This is a genomic window from Microbacterium sp. Root553, from assembly GCF_001426995.1.
GTDB lineage: Bacteria > Actinomycetota > Actinomycetes > Actinomycetales > Microbacteriaceae > Microbacterium.
The window spans coordinates 856,034-880,221 of the sequence record NZ_LMFY01000001.1 but is presented as its reverse complement, the minus strand read 5'-3'; the positions used below and the strand labels follow the sequence as shown (position 1 = coordinate 880,221).

Here is a 24,188-nt window from a genome sequence, read left to right as displayed (position 1 = left end):
TCCGGCCCCGAATACCGGGACCGGCCACCACGAGAGAGATGATTGACGGCATGTCCGATCCCTTGAAGAACCAGGTCCCGACCCTGTGGCAGCGACTCCTGCGTCGTCTGCGACCGGTGAAGGACGAACCGCGACGCCTCACGGTCGAGGACGTCACCGTGGTCGACCGCCCGATGCTGCGCCGCGCCGTCGCCGGCACCGTGGTCGGGAACCTCATGGAGTGGTACGACATCGGCGTGTACGGCTATCTCGCCGTCATCATCGGCCGGGCTTTCCTGCCGGATGCCTCCGCCGGAGCCCAGTCGCTCTTCTCTCTCGGCGTCTTCGCGGTGACCTTCGTCGCGCGCCCGCTCGGCGGCATCGTCCTCGGCCAGCTCGGAGACCGTCTGGGTCGACAGCGCGTGCTCGCGTTCACCCTGATCATGATGGCGGCCGCGACCTTCCTCATCGGCGTGCTGCCCGACTTCTCGGTCATCGGCGTCTGGGCGCCGATCCTGCTGATCGTGCTCAAGCTCGCCCAGGGCTTCTCGACCGGCGGCGAGTACGCCGGCGCCACCACGTTCATCACCGAGTACGCGCCCGACAAGCGCCGCGGCTTCTACGCCTCGCTGCTCGACCTCGGCTCGTACATGGGCTTCGCGATCGGCGCCGCCTTCGTCTCGATCCTCCAGCTCACCCTCTCGGCGGAGACCATGCAGGGCTTCGCCTGGCGCATCCCGTTCCTCGTCGCACTGCCGCTGGGGCTCATCGCGATCTACTTCCGCCTCAAGATCGAGGACACCCCCGCCTTCCAGGAGGCGCAGGATGCCGCCGCGCGCGCGTCCGACGAGGCGCAGGCCGCGGCGGATGCACCGAAGGGCGTGCTCGCCCTGATCCGTGCCTACTGGCGTGAGCTCCTCACGGCGTTCGTGCTCGTCGCGGCTGCGAACACCGTCGGCTACGCGCTGACCTCGTACATGCCGACCTATCTGACCGGAACCCTCGGCTACGACGAGGTGCACGGCACGCTGCTGACGCTGCCCGTGCTGGTCGCGATGGCCCTGTGCATCCCGCTCACCGGCAAGCTGTCCGACCGCATCGGTCGCAAGAAGGTGCTGTTCGTCGGCTCGATCTCGGCGATCGTCCTCGCCGTCCCCGCGTTCCTGTTCATGATGCACGGCGAGATCTGGTCGACGCTGCTCGGCCTCGCGCTGCTGGCGTTCCCGGTCACCTTCTACGTGGCGAACCTCGCCTCGTCGCTGCCCGCGCTCTTCCCGACGTCATCGCGGTACGGCGGCATGGGCATCTCCTACAATCTGGCCGTCGCCCTGTTCGCCGGTACCGCACCGGTGGTCATGGAGGCACTGGTGCAGATGACGGGGTCGTCGCTCGCACCGGCCTTCTACGTCATCGGGACGTCGATCGCCGGCTTCATCGCGGTCGTCGTGCTCAAGGAGTCGGCGCGGCGTCCGCTGCCGGGTGCCATGCCGAGCGTGCAGACGCACGAAGAGGCTGTCGAGCTGGTCGAGACGCAGGAGGACAACCCCGACCTCGATCTGGACGAGCTGTTCCCCGAGCGTCTCGCCGATGCGGATGCCGAGGGCGAAGGGGCTGCCGAGAAGGCGTGAGTCGAGGGGGAGTCGGGCTACTCGCCCGCCTCCCCCTCCGACTCCTCATGCGAGCGGATGACGTCGCGCAGCTCCTGATCGAGATCGCTCGCCTCTTCGATCGCCGAGGTCATCCCGGCGAGGAACCGCGTCACGACGGCGCGCTCCCTGTCGCTCATCTCGTCGACGAGCGCGAGCATCCGACGGTGCATGGCACCGAGAGTGTCGCGCACCTCGTCGTCACTGCTGACCGTGGGGACGACGACGCCGGCCCGCCTGTCGGTGGGGTGGCGCTCGCGGCGGGCGTGCCCGCCCTTCTCGAGCCGGTCGATCAGGGTCGTCGTGGACGCCGTCGAGATGTCGAGCATGCGAGCGATGTCGATCGGACGCACGATGCGACCCGCACGCTGTTCGCGCAGCAGGAACCGCAGGGCGACCAGATCGGTCTCGTTCATCTTCATCGAGACGCGCGTGCGGGCGCGCATGGCCGTCTCGGCCGATCTGTAGCGACGAAGCAGATTCAGCACGTCGACGGTGCTGGCTGATTCGGCGTCCGGATACCAGTAGCCGGAACGGGTGAACTCTTCGGAGTTCTCCATCACGCCACCTCCTCGTCGGTGCTCAGAGCCTCATCGGCGCAGGCCTCTATCTTGGCACCCACGCCGAGATACTGCGTACAGATATATAGCTAGCTCACCTGGTTACGTGGCTTCCGAGTAGTAGCATGGAAGTTTCAGGGGGTGTCGCATGAAGATGAATATCCACGTCCGCACGGCGAAGACCGACCTGGTCGCCCGTGTCGATGAACTCCGCCGTGCCGAAGCGCAACTCGCGCGACGACTCGCGGCGGTCCGCGCCCCCAATGACACCGACCGCGAGGCCATGCGGTACATCGTCGATGCCCCGGACGATGCGCCGGCGACGCCCGGAGGGCTCGCAGCCCACCTGAACGTGAGCACGGCGGCGATCACGAGCCTGCTGCGTCGTCTGCAGGAGCGCGGGCAGATCGTGGTGGCACCGCACCCCGACGATGCGCGCTCGAAAGTGCTCCGCGCCTCGCTGCGCGATCTCCACTCGCCGGCCGACGAGCTCACGCAGAGGGTCGAGGCGATCGCGAGCGAGTTCACCCCCGAGCAGACCGAGGTCGTGGGCCGCTTCCTGCGTCGCCTGATCGAGGAGATCGGCGAGATCCCTTAACTCCGGCTTTCGTTTAGCTAGGTAACCTAGTAATCTATCTATCAAGCGAAGTCTTCGCCTGAAGGAGAGATCATGGGCCACCTGACCTACGGAAACACCGCCGAGCGCATCGAGATCGATGACCGCACGCTCACTCATCTGCGCATGGTGGCCATGACCAAGCTGCGACGGAACGAGTCGTTCCCGCTCACTCTGGCGATGGACGGCGGTGTGGTCGAAACACTGTGGGTGCATGCGTCCATCCCGCTCCGGATCGCGATGGATCGGCCGTCGGAGATCGACCGTGCGCTGGTCACCGCGATGATGAACGCCGCGGGCTCTGCGGGCGGACTCGACCTGACCCGCGACGAGTTCGCCGTCGCGGTCTCGACGCGACCGCCGCTGCACGCCATGAGTGCGTGACGGGGGATCGGGGGATGGCGCAGGCGCGGCGCGGGGGTCGTCGGCGCAGCGCGTCTCGGTGAGGGCGGGCGCGCGCGTGAGCGTGTAACGTCGTCGACATGACGACTGTCGAATCGATTCGATCCGCCGCTCCGGATCGCGCAACGACCCGAGCGCGCATCGCCGTCTCGGCGTTGTTCTTCACCAACGGGGCGCTGTTCGCCAACATCCTCCCGCGGTACCCCGAGATCAAGACGGCCCTCGAGCTCGACAACGTCGGCTACGGCCTCGCTATCGCCGCCTTCCCCGCGGGGGCGATAGCCGCGGGCCTTCTATCCGCAGTGCTGATCCGCCGGTTCGGATCGGCGCGCATCGCCGTGTTCGGCACGATCGCGACCGCCCTCGGACTTCTCGCCGCGGCGCTGTCGCCCACGGGCATCCTCTTCGCGGTCGCCCTGCTGTGCGGTGGCGCCTTCGATGCGATCACCGACGTGGCGCAGAACGCCCACGGCCTGCGTGTGCAGCGTCGGTACGGTCGGTCGATCATCAACACGTTCCACGCGATCTGGTCGATCGGCGCGGTCGTCGGTGGCGGAATGGCCGCGGCGGCCATCGCGCTGCAGCTGCCCCTCGGCGTGCACCTGGGAATCTCGACCGCGGTGTTCGCGGCGGTGGCGCTCACGGCGCTGAGGTTCTGCCTGCCGGGACGCGATGAGGAGGCCGACGCCCGGGCCGTGGCCGAACCCGCAGAGGTCGCATCGTCGGTGCGCCGCGGTGTCAGCCCGCGGATCGTGCTGATGGTGATCGCTCTGACACTGATCGCCATGGCCGGAGCGATCGCCGAGGATGCGGGGAACTCGTGGGCGACCCTCTATCTCTCGGAGTCGCTCGGCGCCGCTGCCGCGATCGCGCCGCTCGGTTTCATCGCCCTCGTGGGCGCCCAGTTCATCGGGCGGATGCTGGGCGACGGGATGACCGACCGCTTCGGACAGCGAGCTGTGGCCGTCGTCGGCGGCCTGATCGCGGCGGTCGGCATGACCCTCGCGCTGATCTTTCCCAGCGTCCCCGGCACGATCGCGGGCTTCGCGGCCATCGGCTTCGGGATCGCGACCCTCATCCCCGCCGCCATGCACGCCGCCGACGAGCTGCCGGGGCTGCGCCCGGGGGTCGGTCTGACGGTCGTGTCGTGGCTGCTGCGGCTGGGCTTCCTGCTCTCCCCGCCGGTCGTCGGATTCATCGCCGACACCCAGAGCCTGCGGGCCGGGCTGATCGTCGCGCCGGCGGCGGCCCTGGTCGCGGTGCTGCTCGCCGGGGCGCTGGCGGCGCGCACGCCGAGGTAGTCCCGGACGTCCGGGATCCGGGCTGCTGACGTGTCGACCCTGGGTCCGGATGCAGGAGCGGGGCACGGATGCAGGGCCGGGTGGCCCGTCTGATCCTGCATCCGTGCCTGCGCCCTGCACACCGGCCCCGGCATCCGGCATCCGGGCGATACCGGGCACCGGCCCCGGCCGCCGGGCCACCGGCATCCGCGACTCAGAGGGCGGTGTAGCCGCCGTCGACGAGGTGGTAGCTGCCGGTGATGAAGCTCGCGGCGTCGCTGGCGAGGAACGCGATGAGGTTCGCGACCTCGTCGGCCTGGCCGAGGCGTCCGATCGGGTGCTTGCTGACGAGGAACTCCTTCGCCTCGTCGCCCATGGTCGCGAGCAGCGGGGTGTCGATGAATCCGGGACCGACCGAGTTCACGCGCACGCCCTGGGCGGAGTACTCGAGGGCGGCCGACTTGGTCATGCCGACCACCGCGTGCTTGGCCGCGACGTAGGCGGGAGAGCCGACGAAGCCGACGCTGCCGAGGATCGACGCGATGTTCACGACCGACCCTCCGCCGTTGGTGAGGATCGACGGGATCTGCGCCTTCATGTTGCGGAACACGGCGTTGAGGTTGATCGAGATGACCTTGTCCCACGCGGCGTCGTCGTACTCGGCCGTGGGGGCGGATGCTCCGCCGATGCCGGCGTTGTTGACGCCGATGCGCAGTGGGGCGAGTGAATTCGCGAGCTCGACCGAGGATGCGATCCACTCGACGTCGGTGGCGTCGCCGACGGAGGCCTCGGCGATGCCGCCGGCGGCGTGGATCTCTTCGACGACCGCGTTCGCGTGTTCCGCGTTCAGGTCGTTCACGACGACGGATGCGCCGTTCCGGGCGAGCAGCAGAGCGGTCGAACGACCGATTCCGCTTCCCGCTCCCGTCACGATCGCCGAGCGGTTCGAGACGTCGTACTGAGCCACGGGTGGCTCCTCTCCTGGACGGTCGCGGTGCCGGGAGATCTTCTCGGACGGTCCGTCCTCCTCTCCAGGGTACGCCCGTCGCACCTGGATGGATGCGCGTGAATGGAATTCTCCGGATGCCGACTTCTCTTCCCGGATGCAGGTTTGTTAGCCTTACCTAACCGGCCCCGCCGCCTCTCCCGCAGATCCCCGAAAGGTCTTCGCCGTGTCCGCACGCCTCCGCCGCCCCCTGTCGTCCGCCCTCGCCGTCTCGGCGACAGCCGTCCTCGTGCTCACCGGATGCTCCGCCCCCGACCCCGCGCCCGCCGATGCCGCGGCCTCCGGCGAGTCCGCCGGCACGCACGCCGTCGAGCACGCGCGTGGGGCCACCGAGGTCCCCGACGACGTCGAGCGCGTCGTGACCCTGGAGCCGCTGGAGCTCGACACCGCCGTGGCCGTCGGCATCACGCCGGTGGGTGCGGCGGTCGCCTCGAACGTCGCGAGCACCCCGGCCTACCTCGGAGTCGACGGCGTCGAGGGGGTCGGCACGGTGCCCGAGCCCGACCTCGAGGCCATCGCCGCACTGAAGCCCGACCTGATCCTCGGCACGGAGGCCCGCCACTCGGCGCTCTACGAGCAGCTCTCGGCCATCGCCCCCACGGTCTTCATCGAGACCCAGGCCGACCCGTGGCGCGACAACGCGCAGCTCATCGGCGAGGCGCTGAACCGCGAGGACGAGGTGTCAGACCTGCTGACCGCCGTCGACGAGCGGTGCGAGAGCCTCAGCGACGAGTACGCGGTCGACGGCGAGACGGCGCAGCTCATCCGTCCGCGCGACGAGACGACCCTCAGCCTGTACGGTCCGGTGTCGTTCGCGGGCAGCCTGCTCGAGTGCGTCGGCTACACGATCCCCGACCAGGACTGGGCCGACGGTCTGCAGGCCGACATCTCGCCCGAGAACATCGTCGACGCGGCGGCCGACAACGTCTTCGTGACCGCGGCCGACGTCGACGACGAGTCGGCGATCCCCGCCGCGCTCACGCAGAACGCGGATGCCTTCGGTCGGGTGACCCTCGTCGACACCGCCTACTGGGTCTCGGGCGTCGGACCGAAGGGCGCGCAGGCCGTGCTCGACGACATCGAGAAGTACCTCGAAGCGAACCGGTGACCGCGGTCTCCGCGGCGGGACCGACCGCGGCCCCGCTGCCGCGACGTGCGGCACGGGCAGCGACAGGCACGATCGTCCTGTGCGGCGCTCTCGTGCTGGCCGTGCTGCTCTCGCTCACCGTGGGCGCGAATCCGCTCTCGCCCGCCGCGGTGTTCGACTCGATGGCCGGTCGCGGCACCACCGAGACGAACTTCGTGCTGTTCGAGCTGCGCATCCCCCGCACCGCGGTCGGCCTCGTCGCGGGAGCCGCTCTGGGCGTCGCCGGCGCGCTCGTGCAGGCCTTCACCCGCAACCCGCTCGCCGATCCCGGCATCCTGGGCGTCAATGCGGGAGCAGCGGTGGCGGTCGCCCTCGGGGTGGCGTTCCTCGGGCTCCATGACGCCTCCGAGTTCATCTGGCTGGCGTTCCTCGGAGCACTCGTGGTGACGGTCGCCGTCTACCTCGTCGGGTCGGCCGGCCGCGGCGCCGCCGATCCCCTCCGGCTCACCCTGGCGGGGGTGGCGCTCGGGGCCGTGCTGTCGGGCATCACCACCGGCCTCACGCTGAGCGACCCGGACGCGTTCGAGGCGATGCGCAGCTGGAACGCGGGTTCGCTGCTCGGCAGCGGGCTCGACGACCTCGTCGCGGTGCTCCCCTTCGTGGTCGTCGCGCTGCTGATCGCTCTCGTGCTGGCGGCGGGCCTGAACGCGGTGGGCCTCGGCGACGACGTCGCGCGCGCACAGGGCGCCAACGTCGTCGGCATCCGCATCGGCGTGATCGTGGCGGTCACCGTGCTGGCCGGCGCCGCGACCGCGATCGCCGGGCCGATCTCGTTCGTCGGGCTGATGGTGCCGCACGTGATCCGGTGGACGTTCGGGGTGGATCAGCGACTCATCATCGCGCTGTCCGCGGTGCTCGCTCCCGTGGTGGTGCTGCTCTCCGACGTTCTGGGGCGAGTGATCATCGCGCCGGCGGAGGTGCCCGTCGGCATCGTCACCGCACTGGTGGGCGCGCCGGTGCTGATCGCCCTCGCCCGACGCGGGAAGGCGCGTGCACTGTGACCGTCCTCCGCCGGCCGTCCCTCCGCACGCCGTCCTCCCGTCCGTCTCCCCTCAGAGCCCCCCGCCGCGTTCTCGTGCGGATCGGCCCGGTGGCGCTGCCTGTCCGGGTGCGCAGCCTGCTGGTCGCCGCGATCTCGCTGCTCGTCCTCGCCGCGCTGTTCGTCCTGTCCCTGGGACTGGGGTCGTTCCCGCTCGCGCCCGACGAGGTGGTGCGCATCCTGCTCGGCGGCGGCGAGCCGATCGACCGCACGGTCGTCTGGGACTGGCGGATGCCGCGGGCCCTGGCGGCCATCGCGGTGGGCGCCCTGCTCGCGATCGCCGGTGCGCTCTTCCAGACCGTCACCCGCAATCCGCTCGCGAGCCCCGACATCCTCGGGTTGTCGAGCGGGGCTTTCACCGGGATGCTGCTCGCTCTGGTCTTCGTCTCCGCCAGCCTTCCGGCCCGCACGATTGGGGCGCTCTGCGGCGGTCTCGCCGCCGCCGCGGTGATCTGGCTGCTCGCCGTGCGAGGCGGCGTGCAGGGGTTCCGGCTCATCATCGTGGGCATCGGCGTCTCGGCGATGCTGGCCTCGCTGAACACCTGGATGCTGCTGCAGATCGAACTCGACACGGCGATGTTCGCCTCGGCGTGGGGCGCGGGATCGCTCAACGGGGTGACCGCCGCGGGCCTGGGCACCGCGGTGCTCTGCGCCGTGCCGTTCGTGGTCGCGGCCGCGCTCCTCCCGCCGCGCCTGCGCCAGCTCGACCTCGGCGACGATGTCGCCTCGGCGACCGGATCCCGCCCCGCGCTGGTGCGCACCCTGGCGCTGCTGATCGGCGTCGTCCTCGTCGCGGCGGCCACCACCGTCGGCGGCCCCATCGCGTTCGTGGCTCTCGCCGCTCCGCAGATCGCACGCCTCGTCGCACGCACCCCGCATCTGTCGCTGGGCCTCGCCGCTCTCGTCGGGAGTGTGCTCGTGCTCGCCTCCGACCTCGTCGCGCAGCACGTGATGCCCGTCGCGCTCCCCGTCGGCGTCGTCACCGTGTCGGCGGGCGGCGCCTACCTCGTCCTCATGATCATCCTGGAGATCCGCCGCCGTGCCTGACCTCGACAGCCCCCGCGCCCACCCCCGCCCCGACCCCCGCCTGCACGCCGACGGAATCACGCTCGCGTACGACGGATCCGCCATCGTGCACGAGGTCAGCGTGGCGATCCCCGACGGCTCGTTCACCGTGATCATCGGTGCGAACGCCTGCGGCAAGTCGACGCTGCTGCGCGGCCTCTCGCGGCTGCTGCAGCCCGCGGAGGGCGAGGTCGTGCTCGACGGGAGGGCCATCGCGTCGTACCCGGCGAAGGAGGTGGCGCGTCGGCTGGGTCTGCTGCCGCAGAGCGCGAGCGCTCCCGACGGCATCACCGTGACCGACCTCGTCGCTCGGGGGCGGTATCCGCACCAGAGCCTGTTCCGTCAGTGGTCCGACACCGACGAGGATGCGGTGCGCCGCGCGCTCGCGGCCACCGGTACGACCGACCTCGCGGCGAGGTCCGTCGACGAGCTCTCCGGCGGGCAGCGGCAGCGGGTGTGGGTGGCGATGGTCCTCGCGCAGGAGACCGACCTGCTGCTGCTCGACGAGCCGACGACCTTCCTCGACGTGGCGCACCAGGTCGAGCTCATGGAGCTGTTCGCCGAGCTCAACGATCGAGGCCGCACGATCGTCGCGGTGCTGCACGACCTGAATCATGCGGCGCGGTACGCCTCGCACATCATCGCGATGCGGGCCGGGCGCATCGTCGCCGAGGGCACTCCCGCCGAGGTCATCACGAGCGAGCGGGTGCGCGAGGTGTTCGGGCTCGAGAACATCGTCATCGACGATCCGGTCACCGGAGGGCCGATGGTGGTCCCGCTCCGCGTGCCCGCGAGGAAGGATGCCGGATGAACGCCGAACGACCGTGGGCCTACAGCGCCTTCCCCGTGGAGGTGCGTGCGACGCGTCGACTGAGCCCGGGGTTCATCCGGATCACGTTCGCCGGCGACGCTCTGGAGCACTTCGCGAACTGGGGCACCGACCAGCGCATCAAGCTGGTGCTGCCGATGGCGGACGGCTCGCTCGCGGACTTCGGTCTGCTCGACGAGCCGACCCCGCATCCCTCCGACTGGTACACCCGCTGGAAGAGCCTGCCCGAAGGCGAGCGCAACGTGCTGCGCACCTACACCCCGGCCGGGATCCGGGCGGAGGCGCGCGAGCTCGACGTGGACTTCTTCCTGCACGAGCCTGCGGGCCCCGCATCGCAGTGGGCGGCACAGGCGGTGCCCGGCGACCGCGTGGTGATCACGGGTCCGGATCGACGGATGGGCTGGACGGGGTACGGACTGCACTGGCATCCCGGTGAGGCGACCAGGTTGCTGCTCGTCGCCGACGAGACCGCCTTCCCCGCGGTGCGCGGGATCCTGCAGACGCTCGGCGAGGCGCACCGCGTCGACGTGATCCTCGAGTGCGCGGACCCGGCCGACGACATCGTGTCGGCGGATGCCGGTGATCGCGCCGACATCCGACTCGTCCGCCGCGCACCGGGCGACAGTGCGGAGCTGGAGCGTGCGGTGGCGCTCTGGAGCGACGAGCACGGTGAGGGCGTGCGCGCCGATCCGGCCTTCTACGCCTGGATCGCGGGGGAGTCGGGGGCCACCGCCCGTGTGCGCCGCCTTCTCACCGCCGAGGTCGGCATCCCGAAGGAACGGGTGTCGTTCCTCGGGTACTGGAAGGTCGGCGGTCCGCTCGTCGGGTGACGCGGCCGAACCGCACACCCGGCGCTTCGTCCAGGCACGGCATCGGATCGTCATGGATCGCACGGGGCCGACGTCCTATCGTCGAGGGGATGACCACGTTCGACGACGCCCCGCAGACGCCGCCCGCACCGTTCACCGTCACCGTCTCGGCGCCCCCGGCCGTGGTGCCCGCACCGCTCGAGATGGGTGACGACGACACGACCGCGGAGCGTCTCCAGCTGACCTCGCGCTTCGTGACGCGGAACGGTGAGCCGTGGATCCCGGTGATGGGGGAGTACCACTTCAGTCGCGACCTGCCCGAGAACTGGGAGCGCGAGCTGCGCAAGATGAAGGCCGGCGGCATCTCCGTGCTCGCCACCTACGTGCTGTGGATCGTGCACGAGGAGATCCGCGGCGAGCTGCGGTGGGACGGGCGGCGAGACCTGCGTCGGTTCATCGAGACGGCCGACAGGGTGGGGCTCCGGGTGATGCTGCGGATCGGCCCGTGGGCGCACGGCGAGACCCGCAACGGCGGCTTCCCGGACTGGTTGCAGGCGCTGCCGATCGGGCACCGCTCCGACGACCCGGCCTACCTCGCTGTCACACGGCGGTGGTACGGCGGCATCGAGGAGCAGGTGCGCGGCCTCTTCCACACGTCGGAGAATCCCGAGGGGCCGATCATCGGCATCCAGGTCGACAACGAGCTCTACGACGACGGTCCGCACCTGGCGACCCTGCGCGCCCTCGCCGAGGAGGTCGGCATGCGGGCGAGCCTGTGGACCGCGACCGGGTGGGGCGGAGCGCAGCTGCCGCGAGGCCGCGTGCTGCCGGTCTACGCCGGATACTCCGACGGCTTCTGGGAGGAGTCGGACACGGGGTGGCCGGACTTCGGAGAGATGCACTTCACCTACAGCACGGTCCGCGACGACCTCAGCGTCGGGGCGGATCTGCGGGCGGCGGATGTGCGGGCGGCGGATCTGCGGGGTGCGGATCTGCGGGGTGCGGCGGCCGATGAGGATTCGGATGCCGGTCTCGGCGCCGACGATCCCTGGCCGTTCGTGACGTGCGAGCTCGGCGGCGGCATGGCGGTGGCCTACCACCGGCGTCCGCTCGTCGACCCCGACGACGTGGCCGCCCTCGCGCTGACGAAGATGGGCAGCGGATCCGCGTGGCAGGGCTACTACATGTATCACGGCGGCCTGCAGGTGCGCGGCGAGCTGTCGTCGACGCAGGAGTCGCAGGCGACCGGGTACCCGAACGACGTGCCGGTGCGCGACTACGACTTCTTCGCACCGCTGGGCACCGTGGGTGCGCAGCGCCCGCACTTCCACGCGCTGCGGCAGCAGCATCTGCTTCTCGACGCCTTCGGCGCGGCGCTCGCTCCCGCCGCGACGACGATTCCCACGCGGATCGACGGGGGTCCCCGCTGGGCGGTGCGCAGCGACGGCGCGCGCGGATTCCTGTTCCTGAACAACCATCAGCCGGCGATCGCCGCACTGCCCGACCTCGACGGGGTGCACTTCGACGTGCGCCTCGGCGACCACGCGATCACCGTCCCGACCGCGCCGATCGCGGTGCCCGGCGGTGCCTACGCCGTCTGGCCGCTGCGTCAGGCGTACCCGGGCGTTCCCGCGCTCACGGTCACCGCGCAGCCGATCACGCAGATCACCGACGGCGACCGCACCGTCGTGCTGTTCGCGGCGAGCGAGGGGATCGACGTCGAGCTGCAGCTCGAGGGCGTGGACGCCGCCGAGATCTCCGGTGCCGAGGTCCGCGTGGAGGACGAAGCGGTCCGCGCCGTCCCGTCCCTGCCCCCGGGGCTCGACTGCGAGGTTCGTATCGGCGACACGATCCTGGTGTTCCTCGACCGGAAGACCGCCGAGAGCGTGTGGCGAGGCGACGTCGACGGCCGTGACACCGTGATCCTGTGGCCCGGCGGCGGATGGTTCGACGACGACGGATTCCGCGCCGTGCTCGATGACGGGGCGGGCGTCATCGGGGCGTTCCCCGCGCTGCGGGACCCCGATCTCGCACCGCTCCCTGCGGAAGGATCCGTCTTCGCTCGCCATGCGGTCGCGGCCGGGCCTGCTCCCTTGTCGCTCGACGTACCGGCCTTCGGCGCGCGACCGACCGTGCCGGTGCGCACCGGGGGTCCGTCCGGCAGATTCTCGGCACCCACCGACGACGACTTCGCGGATGCCGCGACGGTCGAGGTGCACCTCCCGCGAGGCGCCCTCGAGGCCGGCGCCGGCGAGCGGTCGGTGCTGACCCTCGATTGGACGGGAGATGTGATGCGGGTCATGATCGGCGACAGCCTGATCGCCGACCAGTTCTGGTACGGACGACCGTTCGAGATCGACCTCACCCCGCACCGTGAGGTGCTCGCCACGCAGCCGCTGACCCTGAACGCGTTCGCCTGGGCGGCGCGCTCCCCCGTCTACGTCGCCCCGCGGGTGCGGCCAGGCGGCGGCGAGGACGTGCTGGAGATCCGCTCGGCGGTGGTGCGTCGCACCGCGACGGCATCCTTCCGCTGAGCGCGCGTCACCCCTTGTGCTGGGCGCGGTAGGTCGTGGGATTCATGCCGTGCACCCGGCGGAAGTGCCGGGAGAAGTAGAGCGGATCGCTGTAGCCGACCGCTGCGGCGACCTCGGTCACGGTCGATGATGTCGTGTCGAGCAGGGTGCGCGCTCGCGCCATCTTGACGGCGGTGTGGAACGCGCCGGGCCCCCCTCCGGTCGCGCGCCGGAACATCGCGCTCAGGTGCGACGACGACAGCCCGACCATGCCGGCGAGCTCTGCCACCGGGATGTTGCTGTCGACGCGGGTCTCGAGGAACCGCATGGCGCGCTCCAGCGGTGAGCCCTCGGCGGGGAGGATGCTGTCGGCGGCGAGGCGCGTGAGCAGGTGCCATGCCACTCCCGAGGCCGCGAGCAGCTGCGCGGGTGACACGCGTCGTTCGAGGTGTCCGACGAGCTCGTCGAAGAGCGCGACGGCACCGTCGACGGCGCGCAGCCGGGTGAGCGGGCGGGGGATGCCGAGGAGCGGGCCGGTGAGCTCGGCCACGTCGGTGCCGCGCACGTGCATCCACCAGATCGTCCATGGATCGTCGAGCGATGCCCGGTAGTCGTGCGGCACCCCCGCGGGGATGGTCACGCAGGCACCGGGCGTCATCGGGTGCTCCTCCTCGCCGAGGCGCACGGTCCCCGAGCCCGCGACGCAGAGGATCACGATGGTCTCGGCGGCTCCATGCGCGCGGATCCGGCGATGACCGGACGCGGCGGGGAAATACCCCGCGTCGGTCACCAGCAGCCTGCGGGTGACGGTTCGCGAGAGCGCCGCCTCGATCTGGGGTCGCGGCACGACGCACAGTCGCTGATTGCGGAAGCCGTCCGGCCGTCCGCTCCGCTCGGGTGGTATCGCTGTTTCGTCCATGATGTTCCTCGATCTCACCATAGCTCCGCTCGCGCCGTCTTCGTAGCCTCGGAGGTGACCCACCGCATCGGAGGCGCATCGCCGCCGGGAGCCGCCGCAGGTCATGACGAGGAGGCCGACGATGACCGAGGAACAGACCTCCGCGCACGCGGATCACGAGACCCTCGTGCTGCCCGCGGCGCCCGCCGAGCTGCAGGACGCGCTCGAGCGCGGCGAGGCGGTGGCCTGGCGGCAGCCGCTCGCGATCCGCACATACGAGGCGGATGCGCCCAGCGTGTACCCGATGTACCTCGATCAGCGCGTCTACCAGGGGTCGAGCGGGCGGGTCTATCCGCTGCCCTTCACCGAGGGCGTCGCCGACCAGGCGGTCGTCCGCGAGTGGGATGCCGTGCACCTGGAGAACGAGTACGTGCGGCTGGTCGTGCTGCCCGAGCTCGGCGGTCGCATCCACGTCGGGTACGACAAGACGAGCGACTACGACTTCTTCTACCGCAACAACGTCATCAAGCCGGCCCTGGTCGGTCTCGCCGGGCCCTGGATCTCGGGCGGCGTCGAGTTCAACTGGCCGCAGCACCACCGCCCCGCCACCTACCTGCCGGTGGAGACCTCGATCGAGGTCGACGAGGACGGCACGGTGACGGTGTGGTGTCACGATCACGATCCGTTCGCCCGCATGTCGGCGCAGCACGGTGTGCGGCTGCGTGCGCACAGCTCGGTGGTCGAGCTCGCCGTGCGGCTGCACAACCGCACGGACGAGCGACAGTCGTTCCTGTGGTGGGCGAACGTCGCGGCGCGCGTGCACGACGACTACCAATCGTTCTTCCCGGAGGACGTGCGCTACGTCGCGGACCACGCACGTCGCGCGCTGACGCGGTTCCCCGCCGCCGATCGCGAGTACTACGGGGTGGACTACCCGGGGCTGGCCGCCGAGCATCCGGATGCCGATCGCATCGACTGGTATCGCAACATCCCGGTGCCGACGTCGTACATGATCGTCGACAGCACCCAGGACTTCTTCGGCGGGTACGACCATGCCGCGGGGGCCGGGTTCGTGCACTGGGCCGAGCGGCGGGTGTCGCCGGGCAAGAAGCAGTGGACCTGGGGTGATGCGCCCTTCGGGCACGCCTGGGACGCGCAGCTGACCGACGGCGACGGGCCGTACGTCGAGCTCATGGCGGGCGTCTACACCGACAACCAGCCCGACTTCACCTGGATCCTCCCCGGCGAGACGAAGGTGTTCACGCAGTATTGGTACCCGATCCCGGGCATCGGCGTCGCCCACCAGGCGACACCGGATGCGGCGGTGCACGTCGACCGCGAGGGAGGGGTCTCGGCCTCGTTCGCGGTGACCGCACCGCAGGCGGGAGCCACCGCGCGCATCCTCCGCGGCGACGTGGTGGTCGCCGCGCGGACGCAGGATCTCGTGCCCGGAGTGCCGCTCACGGTCACGGCGGAGGGCGCGGGCGGGATCGATGCGGGAGACGACGTCAGGGTTGAGGTGCTCAGCGCCTCCGGACAGGTGCTCGTGCGCTGGACCCCGTCGGTCGCCGCGGCCGAGGAGCCGTGGGTGGCCGAGGAGCCTCCGCTCCCCGACGACATCGATTCCGTCGAGGAGCTGTATCTGACCGGGCTGCACCTCAGCCAGTACCGCCACCCCACGCGATCGCCGTCGGGCTACTGGAACGCCGCCCTGCAGCGGGATCCCGGCGACGCGCGCACCAACCTCGCCCTCGCCGACCGCGACTACCGGGCCGGCGACTACGCGCGCGCCCTCGAGCGGGTCGAGCGGGCGCTGGCGCGGCTCACCCGGCGCAACGCGAATCCGGCCGATGCCGAGGCCTTCTACCTGCGGGGCCTGATCCTGCGCCGGCTCGGCCGCCACATCGAGGCCGAGCAGGCGTTCGGCAAGGCGGGGTGGGACGGAACCTGGGCGGCGGCGTCAGGGCTCGCCCTCGCCCGATCGCTCGCCTCGCGTCAGCAGAACCGCGCGGCGGTGCGCGTGCTCGACACCCTCGACGGCATCGTCGGCCACGACACCCGCAGGGTCGCGTTGCGGGCCATCCTCCAGCGGCGCGCGGGGGAGCACGCCGCCGCCGACGCGCTGATCGCCGATGCCCTGGTCGCCGATCCCCTCGATGCGACCCTGCGGGTGCTGGCCGGCCGGGGGATCGCACCCGACGCGGGCCTCATGCTCGACGTCGCACGGGACCTGCGCGACGCGGGCGCCCTCGACGACGCCCTGCGTGTGCTCCGGGATGCGGCGGCACTGCCCGTGACCGCGAGCGGCAACGTGCGGCCGGTCGCCCACTACGTCGCGGCGCAGATCCACCGCACGCGGGGTGACGAGACCCGGGCCGCCGACGAGCGTCGCCGCGCTCGCGAGGCCGACCTGACCTGGGCGTTCCCGTTCGGGCTCGACGCGCTCGATGCGCTGGAAGCGGCGCTGGCGGTCGACCCGGACGATGCGGTCGCCCACTCGCTGCTCGGCATGCTGCTGTACGCCCACGGCCGTCGTCACGCGGCGACTGCGCACGGGGAGCGGGCGATCGCCCTCGGGCGTGCGGATGCCGTGCTCCTGCGCAACGCCGCGCTCGCCGCCTACAACATCAGCCACGACGATGCTCGCGCGGAGGAGCTGTACGAGCGCGCGATCGCCGCCGCGCCGCGCGACGCCCGACTCCGTTACGAGCAGGACCAGCTCGCCGCCCGCGTGGGGCGCACCGCGGCGCAGCGGCTCGACCGCCTGCGCTCCGCGGAGCACCTGGTGCTGACCCGCGACGACTTCACGATCGAGTACATCAGGCTGCTGGTGGCCGAGGGCGAGGCGGCACGCGCCCACCGCATCCTCATCGATCGTCGCTTCCGCCCCTGGGAGGGGGGAGAGGGGCAGGCGCTCGCCGCGTGGGATGCCGTGCACGACGCGCTCGGCCTCGCGCGTGCCGACCCGCCGGCGTCGCTCGGCGAGGCCAGGGCGCAGTACGTGCCGCCGGCCGCCCGCCGCGACGACGGCTCGACGGACTACTTCGCGACGAGTCTTCCCGAGCTGCTGCTCTTCGCCAGGGAGACCGGCGACGACGGGCGGTGACGAGCGTTTCGGCGGCACCGGGGGAGCCTGTCACCGGCAAGGCGGTCACCCCGGCCTCCGAGTGAGCCCCGCTCTCTCTCCGGCTGCCGTTGTCGGGTGAGTTCGCCCGAAGCCTCGCCGGTGGAGCTGCGGAGTGCGACAATCGGAGGCAATCCGGGAGGCGTTCGGCGTCGAACAACTCGCGGACATCGAGCCCGTCGACGGTGCGGACGCTCGCCGAGTCGAGAGGAAGCCATGGGACTCGCACAGACGATCAAGCGGATCGAGCTCGAGACGAGACCGATCCATCCGGAGACACGTCGGGCTCTCGCCATCCGCTGGTCCGAGTTGCCCGAGCACGTGAAGACGCCGAACCAGCTGCTCGGGCGCTGCGCGGTCGGATGCGAGGGGACTCACGGCGTCTTTCCCAAGTGCAACCTCACGTGTTCGCCCTGCTATCACTCGGCAGATGCCAACAAGGTGCGCATCGACGGCGACCACACGGTCGACAACGTCGAGCGTCAGATGTCGTTCCTGCGTCAGGTTCGGGGACCTCGGGCCCACGCGCAGCTGATCGGTGGGGAAGTCAGCCTGCTTTCGGCCGAAGATCATGCGCAGGCGCTCCTCGCCATGCGCGCGGTCGGGCGCGAGCCGATGTCGATGACCCACGGCGACTTCGAGTACGACTACCTGCTCGACGTGGTGCTCGACGAGGATCGCCAGCCGAGGTTCGACAAGGTGTCGTTCGCCGCCCACTTCGACTCGCTCATGCGCGGTCGCAAGGGCGCGGTGCGTCCGCACAGCGAAGCCGAGCTGAATCCGTTCCGTGAGAAGTTCGCGCAGATGTTCCTCGACCTCAAGCGCGATCACGGTGTGGACAGCTACCTCGCGCACAACATGACCGTGACGCCGTCGAATGTCGACGAGGTCGAGCAGGTCACCCGCGACGTTCTCGAGATGCCGTTCGACATGATGTCCTTCCAGCCGGCCGCCTTCATCGGTGACGACCGACGCTGGCGTGAGGACTTCGGCGAGGTCACGATCGACGCCGTATGGGAGCGGATCGAGGCGGGTGCGGGGCACAAGCTGCCTTGGCAGGCCACCCAGTTCGGCGACCCGCGGTGCAACCGCTCGACGGTCGGCGTGCGTGTCGGCGGCGGGTTCGCCGCCCTGCTCGATCCCGATGACCCGAAGGACATCGCCGCTCGCGACCGATTCCTCGACCACTTCGGCGGTATGATCTTCGGCGGCATCCCGAAGCCGGTGCTCGTGGTGAAGGTCATCCGTGCGATCGCCGGCCACCCGGGCGACATCCCTCCGCTCATCGGTCTCGCCCGACGCGTGCTCCGCCGTGCCGGCGGACTGCGGCGCGTGCTGCGCGAGGCGCGGCGGGGCAAGGTCTCCTTCAAGACGTTCGTCGTCCACAACTTCATGGACGCAGAGCAGGTCGATCCGGCATGGAAGCTCATGGAACAGGGCATCGTCGCCGAGGATCCCCTGCTCAAGGAGACGCAGGAGCGCCTCGGCTCGTGCATGTACGCGATGGCGCATCCGGAAGACGGACGCCTGGTTCCTGCCTGCGTGCAGCACTCGGTCCTCGACCCGATCGAGAACATCGAGCTGCGACGGCTGCTGCCGATCCCCTCCGTCCGCGACGGTGTCGAACCGCAGGTCGTGTCCCGGCCTTCGGGTCTCACGGGCGTCAGGGAAACCGGCGCGGCCCGCGCCGCCACTCGCTGATCCGCGGGGGGCGCCGCGACGGCCCCTGCCTCGGGCGCGACGGCCCCTGACTCGGCCCGCGGGATCAGGCGACGACGTGCACGGCGGCAGTCGGCAGCATCAGCAGGAGCCTGCCGCCGAGCGGGCACCGCTGTGTCGGCGGCGCCTCGGCGTGCAGCAGCACGTCGCCGCAGCGAACCGCGATCTCGGAGCGCGCACCTGTCACCCGCACCGACTCCACGACGCCCGGGATCGCGCCCGACGGCGCCGCCCGCTCATCGTCGTCGAGCACGGCCACGTCCTCCTGCCGGATCACGAGTGTTCCGACACCTGTCGGCGTCTCAGGTGGCACCGGCACCGCTCCGAGCGCACTGTGATGGTGGCCGTCACGAACTTCACCGGTGACCTCGTTGCGGCCTCCCATCAGCTGCGCCGCCCGCAGGTTCTGCGGGCGGCGGTACGCGTCGAGCACGGTGCCCTCGTGCAGAAGAACGCCACGCTCGAGCAGAGCGATGCGGTCTGACGCTCGCGCCGCCTCGTCGCGATCGTGCGTGACGAGCACGATGGTGGGCGAGACCTCACGGCGTACCGCCTCGAGCAGGTCGTGCATGTCGCTGCGAAGGGCGGGATCGAGCGCGCTGAACGGCTCATCGAGAAGCAGCACCGCCGGTTCTGCTGCGAGAGCCCGAGCGATCGCGACCCGCTGCTCCTGACCCCCCGACAGCTCCCCGACCCTGCGGTCGCCGAATCCCTGCAACTGCACCATCTCGAGGTACTCCGCGGCACGGGATCGCGCGGCCCTGCGGTTCATGCCCGAGACGCGGTCGGAGAACGCGACGTTGTCGAGGACCGTGAGGTGCGGGAACAGCAGCGAGCGTTGGAACACCATTCCGATTCCGCGGTGTTCGGCGGCGACGCCGGCGACATCCGTCCCGCCGATGCGCACCGTGCCGGCATCCGGTTCCTCCAGCCCGGCGATGACCCGCAGCAGGGTGCTCTTGCCCGAGCCGCTGGGGCCGAGCACGGCCGTGCAGGAGCCGGCGGCCACCGTGAGGGAGAACGTCTGCAGCGCCGGCGTCGGCGAGCCGGGGAATCTCTTGTCGAGTCCGTCGAGGACGAGGTCGGCGCTCACGCGGATGCTCCTGATGTCGTGGGGTGGGCAGACGGGGCGGCAGAGATCGTGTTCGGGAGAGCGGATGAGGGGCGTCGCTTTCCGGTCGCGCGACCGGATCCGCCCACCGCCAGCACGGCGAGGAGCAGCAGCACCGGGGGGATGACCGCCCCGAGCGACATGACGGCGACGGCGGCATCGTTGCCGAGTCCGGCGGCGGCTCCCGCCACGATCAGTGGCAGGGTGACGAGTTCGCCGCCTCCCACGATGACGGTGACGATGTAATCGCTCCACGCGACCAGGAATGCCAGGAACGCGGCCCGTGCCAGCGCGGGGGCGATCATCGGCAGATGCACGCGGCGCAGCACCTGCGCGGGGGCGGCGCCGAGCAGTCGTGCCTCCTCCTCGTACGAGAGGTCGTAGCCTCCGTACGCGGTGCGCATCACGAACGTCGTGTAGGGCAGGGCCAGGACGACGAGCACCACGACCACGCCGATGGCCGGAGGGATGTACGCCCTCAACAGCAGGACGTTGACTCCGAGGACGGCGGCGAACGGCGGCAGCGCGATGGGCGCCAGCAACAGTGCCGAAAACGTGCGGGGGAAGGGGACGGTGCCGAACGTCAGCGCCCGCGCGGCGAGGGCGCCCAGCGGTGTGGCGATCGCGGCGACGACCAGCCCGAGCAGCACGGACCTGGCGAATCCCGGAAGCAGGCCGAAGCCCAGCGCATCCTGGATGCCCTGGACTCCCCAGGCTGTGGGCAGGGGCGACGGGAACGACCAGCCGTCGGCGAACGCCCACAGCACCAGGGGAAGGAACGGCAGGGCGAACCAGACCACCAGCAGCGCGGTGACAGCGAGGCGGACGATGCGGCCGGGGCCGCGTGGCGTCGTGAGGGTGCTCGAGGTCACGGGATCACCGCCAGACCGCCGTGCGCCGAAGCGCGGCGAATGTGCCGGCCACCGCCACCAGGGCGATCGCGCAGGTGACGAGGGCGACGGCGGCCGCTTCCGGACGGGAGGAGAGCGAGACGCCTTGGAACAGCCGCACGGCCAGCACGGGCAGCGGTTCGGGGTAGGTGCGGCCGAGCAGCCAGGACACCTCGTAGGAGCCGAGGGCGTAGACGAAGCTGATCGCCGCGCAGATGACGATGGTCGGCGCGGTCAGGGGAAGCAGCACGTGACGGAAACGCCGCCACCGACCGGCGCCGAGCAGCGCGGCGGTCTCGTCGTAGGTCGCGATCCTGGTGGCGAGTGTGCCGGTCACCACGAGCGCGACGAAGGCGGACTCCTTCCACGCGAACTCCGCGATCGCTGCAGCCCACAGGGGGCCGCCCACCCAGGGAGCCCATGACTCGGGCGGGATGCCGAGCAGCCGGGGGAGGACGCCGGCGTCGGAGAGCAGCAGTCCGATCGTCGCAGCGCCGACCAGGTGGGGCACGGTCACGGTCGTCGCGCCGAGGGCGGCGAGCAGGCGGCTTCCCGCGCGCCCGGAGGCGATCACGACCGCGGCCGCAGTGCCGACGATGACCGCGATGACGGTCGACACCGTCGCAACAGCGATCGAGACACCGGTCGCGGCGGCGAGGTCGTCCGGATGCGCGAGGAATGCATCGACCCCCGGCGTCACCGGGCCGGCGATGGGCATGAGGCCCAGAGCCTGCAACAGCGTCGCGCCGATGCCGCCGCCGACGACGAGCAGCGTCACGAGGGCAGCAGGAAGCACCAGCATCGCGCCGCGGAGGAGCTGACCGGCGCTCCCCTGTCGGCGCGCCACCGGCGCGAAGCTCATCGGTCCAGCACGCCCGTGCGCCAGCCCTCGTCGAGGGCGGGGACCCATTCCGCGGCGAGCTCGCCATGAGCGTTCTCGGACAGCACCTCGTAGCCGGGAACGACGGGCGACTCGGGGAGGGTGTCGAACAGCTCCCGGTCGGCGTCCGAGAGGCTCTCGATGTCGAGGACCGTGAACTGACCCCAGACGTCGGGCTGCGCCTTCGCGACCTGCTGCTCGACCGAGAGGGCGACGTTCGCGACGACCATGGCACCCGCCACCGAGTCGGAGTTCGCCGGCAGGCCGAGGAAGCTCGCGTTGCCCACCGTGCCGTCTTCGAGGGGCAGCACGGTCGTCTCGGGCGGGTACGTGCCGTCGGCGACGAGATCCGTGAGGGTCGCCGGGCCGTAGGTCATCGTGATGTCGATCTGGCGGTCGGCGAAGAGCTGGCCCAGCTCGGCCTCGTTCGCAGGATACGTGTCGCCCCCGCGCCACAGGCTCGGGGCGAGTTCGCTCAGCCGATCGTAGAGAGCAGGGCTCAGCTCGTCGAACGCCTCGTCGGAATACGCGGCAGGCACCTCATCGGCGCCGCCCGAGACGCTCGCCAGCACCTCGCGCACGAACACCGAACCGGTGAAGTCCGGCGGGGCCGGGTAGGTGAAGCGTCCGGGGTTGGCCTCGGCCCAGTCGAGCACTCCCGCGAGGGTGGTGGGCGGATTCGGGATCGCCTCGGCGTTGTAGGCGAGCGTGAACTGCGCCTTCTGCCACGGAGCCTCGCAGCCGTCGACGGGAGTGCCGAAGTCGGACTGCAGCAGCGGGTCGTCGGGGTCGGTGGCCGCCATCGACGGCAGCAGATCGGTCCAGCCGCACAGCCAGGCATCGGCCTCTTTGCCGGTGCGGAAGTTGTCGCCGTTGACCCAGATGAGGTCGACCGTGCCGTCATCGCGGCCGGCCTGGATCTCGGTGAACACGCGGTTCAGCGCATCCGCCGTATCGGTGACGGGTACACGCTCCAGCGTCACTCCGTATTCCGCCACGGCCGGGGCGAGGATGTCGTCGACGTAGGCGTTGCCCTGATCGTCGCCGCCGTACATCCACAGCTGCACGGTCTGCCCCTCGGCATCCTCGAGCACCGCGTCCCAGTCCTCGTAGGCCGTCGATGCACTGCTCTCGGGGGCCGCGCAGGCGGTGAGGGCGATCAGCGGCACCGCGAGGGCGAGAGCCGCACTCCTCCGATACCGTCGTGGGGTGCTGCTCATCGGGGGTCCTCGCTTCGGAATCGGTGTGGGCCTCGTCGCGCCGCACTAGGGTATAGGAGTCGGGGAGGATGCTGTGGACGCAGGTGATTCGCGTGTCAGAGACGCCCCCTCGAAGCGGTCGGCGATCGTCCGCCTGCTGCTTCTCCTCCTGTTCGTCGCCGTCGTCGGAACGGTTGGGTTCTTCTTCGCTCCGAGCGACATCGACGTGGTCAGAGACTGGGCTGCAGGTCTCGGACCGGGTGGCGCGCTGCTCTTCGTGATGGGGTATGCCGCGCTCACGCTGACACCGGTGCCCAAGAATCTGCTCACCATCGCGGCAGGGCTCGTGTGGGGCTTCTGGCTCGCTCTGGTGCTCGTCTACGTCGGAGCCCTTCTGGGCGCCGCCGCGTCATTCGTGATCGGTCGAGCTCTCGGCAGGGAAGCCGTCGAACGGCTCACCGGCGCGCGGGTCGCGCGCCTCGACGCGGCCCTGGCGCACCGTGGATTCCTCGCCGTGCTCGGAGCGCGGCTGGTGCCGATCATCCCGTTCACGCTCATCAACTACGGCGCGGGCCTGACAGCGGTGCGACGCCGCGACTACGCGCTGGGCACGGCCGTCGGCATCCTGCCGGGGTCCGCCGCGTACGTGGCGCTCGGTGCGTTCGGGCTCGAACTCGGGCCGCCCTTCTGGGTGGCGGTGGCCGTGCTGGGGACGCTCATCCTCGGCGGTGTCGTGACGGCCGCGATCCTGCGACGCCGCCACGGCGACGGCCCTTCACCGATGCCGTCGCCGTCGCAGATGACAGACAGCGGGCACGATGCTTGACCGTTCTCTGCGGGCCGTGCTCGCCCGACCGCTCGAGGCGACGGCGGCGGCCCTGGATCGACCGGGGATCACTCCCGATCGGCTGACCGTGCTCGGGCTCGTGCTCGGTGTCGCCTCCGCCGTCACTGCCGGATTCCAGTTGTGGGGCGTCGCTCTCGTGCTGTGGCTGGTGTCGCGTGTCGCCGACGGGCTCGACGGGACCCTCGCCCGACGTCGCCGACGGCGCGCCGAATCGGAGGGGAAGGACTCCGCGCCCTCCCACGCGGGCGGATTCCTCGACATCACCGCCGACTTCGTCGTCTACGGCGCCACGGTCGTCGGCGTCGCCTTCGGATCCACGACGCAGTTCGGGGCTCCCTGGTGGCCGTTCCTCGTCGTGCTCCTCGTCTACTACGTGAACGGCACGGCATTCCTGGCGTTCTCCTCGATCGCCGAGCGCACAGGGCGCACGATCGACGACGGGCGATCTCTTTCCTTCCTCGGCCGGATCGCCGAGGGCACCGAGACTATCGCGGTGCACGCGCTCTGGCTCATCCTGCCGTTCTGGGCGTGGCAGATCGCGCTCGTCTGGTCGCTCTTCGTCGCGGTGAGCGCCGTGCAGCGCATCGTCGTCGGCTACCGCAGCCTGCGCTGAGCCGCGAGGTCGGCCC

At 70.8% G+C, this 24,188-nt stretch carries 21 protein-coding genes; 14 read left to right on the top strand and 7 right to left on the bottom strand.

All coding sequences use genetic code 11. From position 1 onward, the window contains the following. Positions 1-50: 50 nt before the first annotated feature. The gene (locus ASD43_RS03950; RefSeq protein ID WP_056413875.1) at positions 51-1,607 is read left to right on the top strand and encodes an MFS transporter; all 1,557 of its coding nucleotides are present in this window, start codon (positions 51-53) and stop codon (positions 1,605-1,607) included. 17 nt (positions 1,608-1,624) lie between these two features. Here the strand turns inward: ASD43_RS03950 and ASD43_RS03945 are convergent, their stop codons facing one another. Beyond that, on the bottom strand, positions 1,625-2,185 hold the full coding sequence (locus ASD43_RS03945; RefSeq protein WP_056413871.1) for a MarR family winged helix-turn-helix transcriptional regulator: 561 nt from the start codon (positions 2,183-2,185) through the stop codon (positions 1,625-1,627). 148 nt (positions 2,186-2,333) lie between these two features. Between ASD43_RS03945 and ASD43_RS03940 the strand changes: the two genes are divergently transcribed. The 3 genes from ASD43_RS03940 to ASD43_RS03930 all read left to right on the top strand — a co-directional run bounded on the left by ASD43_RS03940 (position 2,334) and on the right by ASD43_RS03930 (position 4,504). After that, positions 2,334-2,783 (top strand): MarR family winged helix-turn-helix transcriptional regulator, encoded by a 450-nt coding sequence (locus tag ASD43_RS03940; protein ID WP_230111798.1) that lies wholly within the window; start codon positions 2,334-2,336, stop codon positions 2,781-2,783. A 72-nt stretch (positions 2,784-2,855) separates the two neighbouring features. Further along, positions 2,856-3,185, top strand: a complete 330-nt coding sequence (locus tag ASD43_RS03935) for a DUF7882 family protein (RefSeq protein WP_056413867.1) — start codon at positions 2,856-2,858, stop codon at positions 3,183-3,185. A gap of 98 nt (positions 3,186-3,283) precedes the next feature. Further along, positions 3,284-4,504 (top strand): MFS transporter, encoded by a 1,221-nt coding sequence (locus tag ASD43_RS03930; protein WP_056413864.1) that lies wholly within the window; start codon positions 3,284-3,286, stop codon positions 4,502-4,504. 193 nt (positions 4,505-4,697) lie between these two features. Here ASD43_RS03930 and ASD43_RS03925 read toward each other — a convergent pair whose 3' ends face one another. After that, positions 4,698-5,450 carry an SDR family NAD(P)-dependent oxidoreductase gene (locus ASD43_RS03925; protein WP_056413861.1) on the bottom strand — a complete coding sequence of 251 codons (753 nt, stop codon included), beginning with the start codon at positions 5,448-5,450 and terminating at the stop codon, positions 4,698-4,700. Positions 5,451-5,655: 205 nt separating this feature from the next. On the opposite strand from ASD43_RS03925, the gene ASD43_RS03920 reads away from it, so the two are divergent. From ASD43_RS03920 to ASD43_RS03895, 6 genes are all read left to right on the top strand, one after another. Then, the gene (locus ASD43_RS03920; protein ID WP_056413857.1) at positions 5,656-6,597 is read left to right on the top strand and encodes an ABC transporter substrate-binding protein; all 942 of its coding nucleotides are present in this window, start codon (positions 5,656-5,658) and stop codon (positions 6,595-6,597) included. Further along, positions 6,594-7,637 (top strand): FecCD family ABC transporter permease, encoded by a 1,044-nt coding sequence (locus tag ASD43_RS03915; RefSeq protein WP_235564009.1) that lies wholly within the window; start codon positions 6,594-6,596, stop codon positions 7,635-7,637. Before ASD43_RS03920 ends, ASD43_RS03915 begins: the two co-directional genes overlap by 4 nt. An 89-nt stretch (positions 7,638-7,726) precedes the next feature. Beyond that, positions 7,727-8,722: a FecCD family ABC transporter permease gene (locus tag ASD43_RS03910; protein ID WP_235564007.1), complete on the top strand. Its 996-nt coding sequence runs from the start codon at positions 7,727-7,729 to the stop codon at positions 8,720-8,722. Beyond that, complete coding sequence (locus ASD43_RS03905; protein ID WP_200946560.1) at positions 8,715-9,551, top strand: ABC transporter ATP-binding protein; 837 nt, start codon at positions 8,715-8,717, stop codon at positions 9,549-9,551. Before ASD43_RS03910 ends, ASD43_RS03905 begins: the two co-directional genes overlap by 8 nt. Beyond that, on the top strand, positions 9,548-10,399 hold the full coding sequence (locus ASD43_RS03900) for a siderophore-interacting protein (RefSeq protein ID WP_056413849.1): 852 nt from the start codon (positions 9,548-9,550) through the stop codon (positions 10,397-10,399). The genes ASD43_RS03905 and ASD43_RS03900 overlap by 4 nt, the downstream gene beginning before the upstream one ends. 89 nt (positions 10,400-10,488) lie before the next feature. After that, entirely contained in the window at positions 10,489-12,912 is a 2,424-nt protein-coding gene (locus ASD43_RS03895) for a beta-galactosidase (RefSeq protein WP_056413847.1), read from the top strand. Positions 12,913-12,919: 7 nt separating this feature from the next. Here the strand turns inward: ASD43_RS03895 and ASD43_RS03890 are convergent, their stop codons facing one another. Then, a complete protein-coding gene (locus ASD43_RS03890; RefSeq protein WP_056413844.1) occupies positions 12,920-13,810 on the bottom strand; it encodes a helix-turn-helix domain-containing protein in 891 nt (296 codons plus the stop codon). Between the two features lie 121 nt (positions 13,811-13,931). Between ASD43_RS03890 and ASD43_RS03885 the strand changes: the two genes are divergently transcribed. Further along, on the top strand, positions 13,932-16,895 hold the full coding sequence (locus ASD43_RS03885; protein ID WP_056413841.1) for a DUF5107 domain-containing protein: 2,964 nt from the start codon (positions 13,932-13,934) through the stop codon (positions 16,893-16,895). Positions 16,896-17,129: 234 nt separating this feature from the next. After that, positions 17,130-18,614: a hypothetical protein gene (locus ASD43_RS03880; RefSeq protein WP_200946559.1), complete on the top strand. Its 1,485-nt coding sequence runs from the start codon at positions 17,130-17,132 to the stop codon at positions 18,612-18,614. A gap of 64 nt (positions 18,615-18,678) precedes the next feature. On the opposite strand, the gene ASD43_RS03875 is transcribed toward ASD43_RS03880, so the two are convergent. From ASD43_RS03875 to ASD43_RS03860, 4 genes are read right to left on the bottom strand one after another with little or no spacing between them, the layout of a single operon-like run. Next, the gene (locus ASD43_RS03875; RefSeq protein ID WP_056413838.1) at positions 18,679-19,725 is read right to left on the bottom strand and encodes an ABC transporter ATP-binding protein; all 1,047 of its coding nucleotides are present in this window, start codon (positions 19,723-19,725) and stop codon (positions 18,679-18,681) included. Continuing rightward, complete coding sequence (locus ASD43_RS03870; protein ID WP_082539233.1) at positions 19,722-20,615, bottom strand: ABC transporter permease; 894 nt, start codon at positions 20,613-20,615, stop codon at positions 19,722-19,724. The genes ASD43_RS03875 and ASD43_RS03870 overlap by 4 nt, the downstream gene beginning before the upstream one ends. A gap of 4 nt (positions 20,616-20,619) precedes the next feature. Further along, positions 20,620-21,495: an ABC transporter permease gene (locus ASD43_RS03865; protein WP_056413836.1), complete on the bottom strand. Its 876-nt coding sequence runs from the start codon at positions 21,493-21,495 to the stop codon at positions 20,620-20,622. Next, on the bottom strand, positions 21,492-22,733 hold the full coding sequence (locus ASD43_RS03860) for an ABC transporter substrate-binding protein (protein ID WP_056413833.1): 1,242 nt from the start codon (positions 22,731-22,733) through the stop codon (positions 21,492-21,494). Before ASD43_RS03860 ends, ASD43_RS03865 begins: the two co-directional genes overlap by 4 nt. Positions 22,734-22,806: 73 nt before the next feature. Between ASD43_RS03860 and ASD43_RS03855 the strand changes: the two genes are divergently transcribed. Both ASD43_RS03855 and ASD43_RS03850 read left to right on the top strand, forming a co-directional pair. Further along, positions 22,807-23,538, top strand: coding sequence for a TVP38/TMEM64 family protein (locus ASD43_RS03855; protein WP_056413831.1), 732 nt, complete (start codon positions 22,807-22,809; stop codon positions 23,536-23,538). After that, positions 23,531-24,172, top strand: coding sequence for a CDP-alcohol phosphatidyltransferase family protein (locus ASD43_RS03850; protein ID WP_056413828.1), 642 nt, complete (start codon positions 23,531-23,533; stop codon positions 24,170-24,172). The genes ASD43_RS03855 and ASD43_RS03850 overlap by 8 nt, the downstream gene beginning before the upstream one ends. Positions 24,173-24,188: the final 16 nt, after the last annotated feature.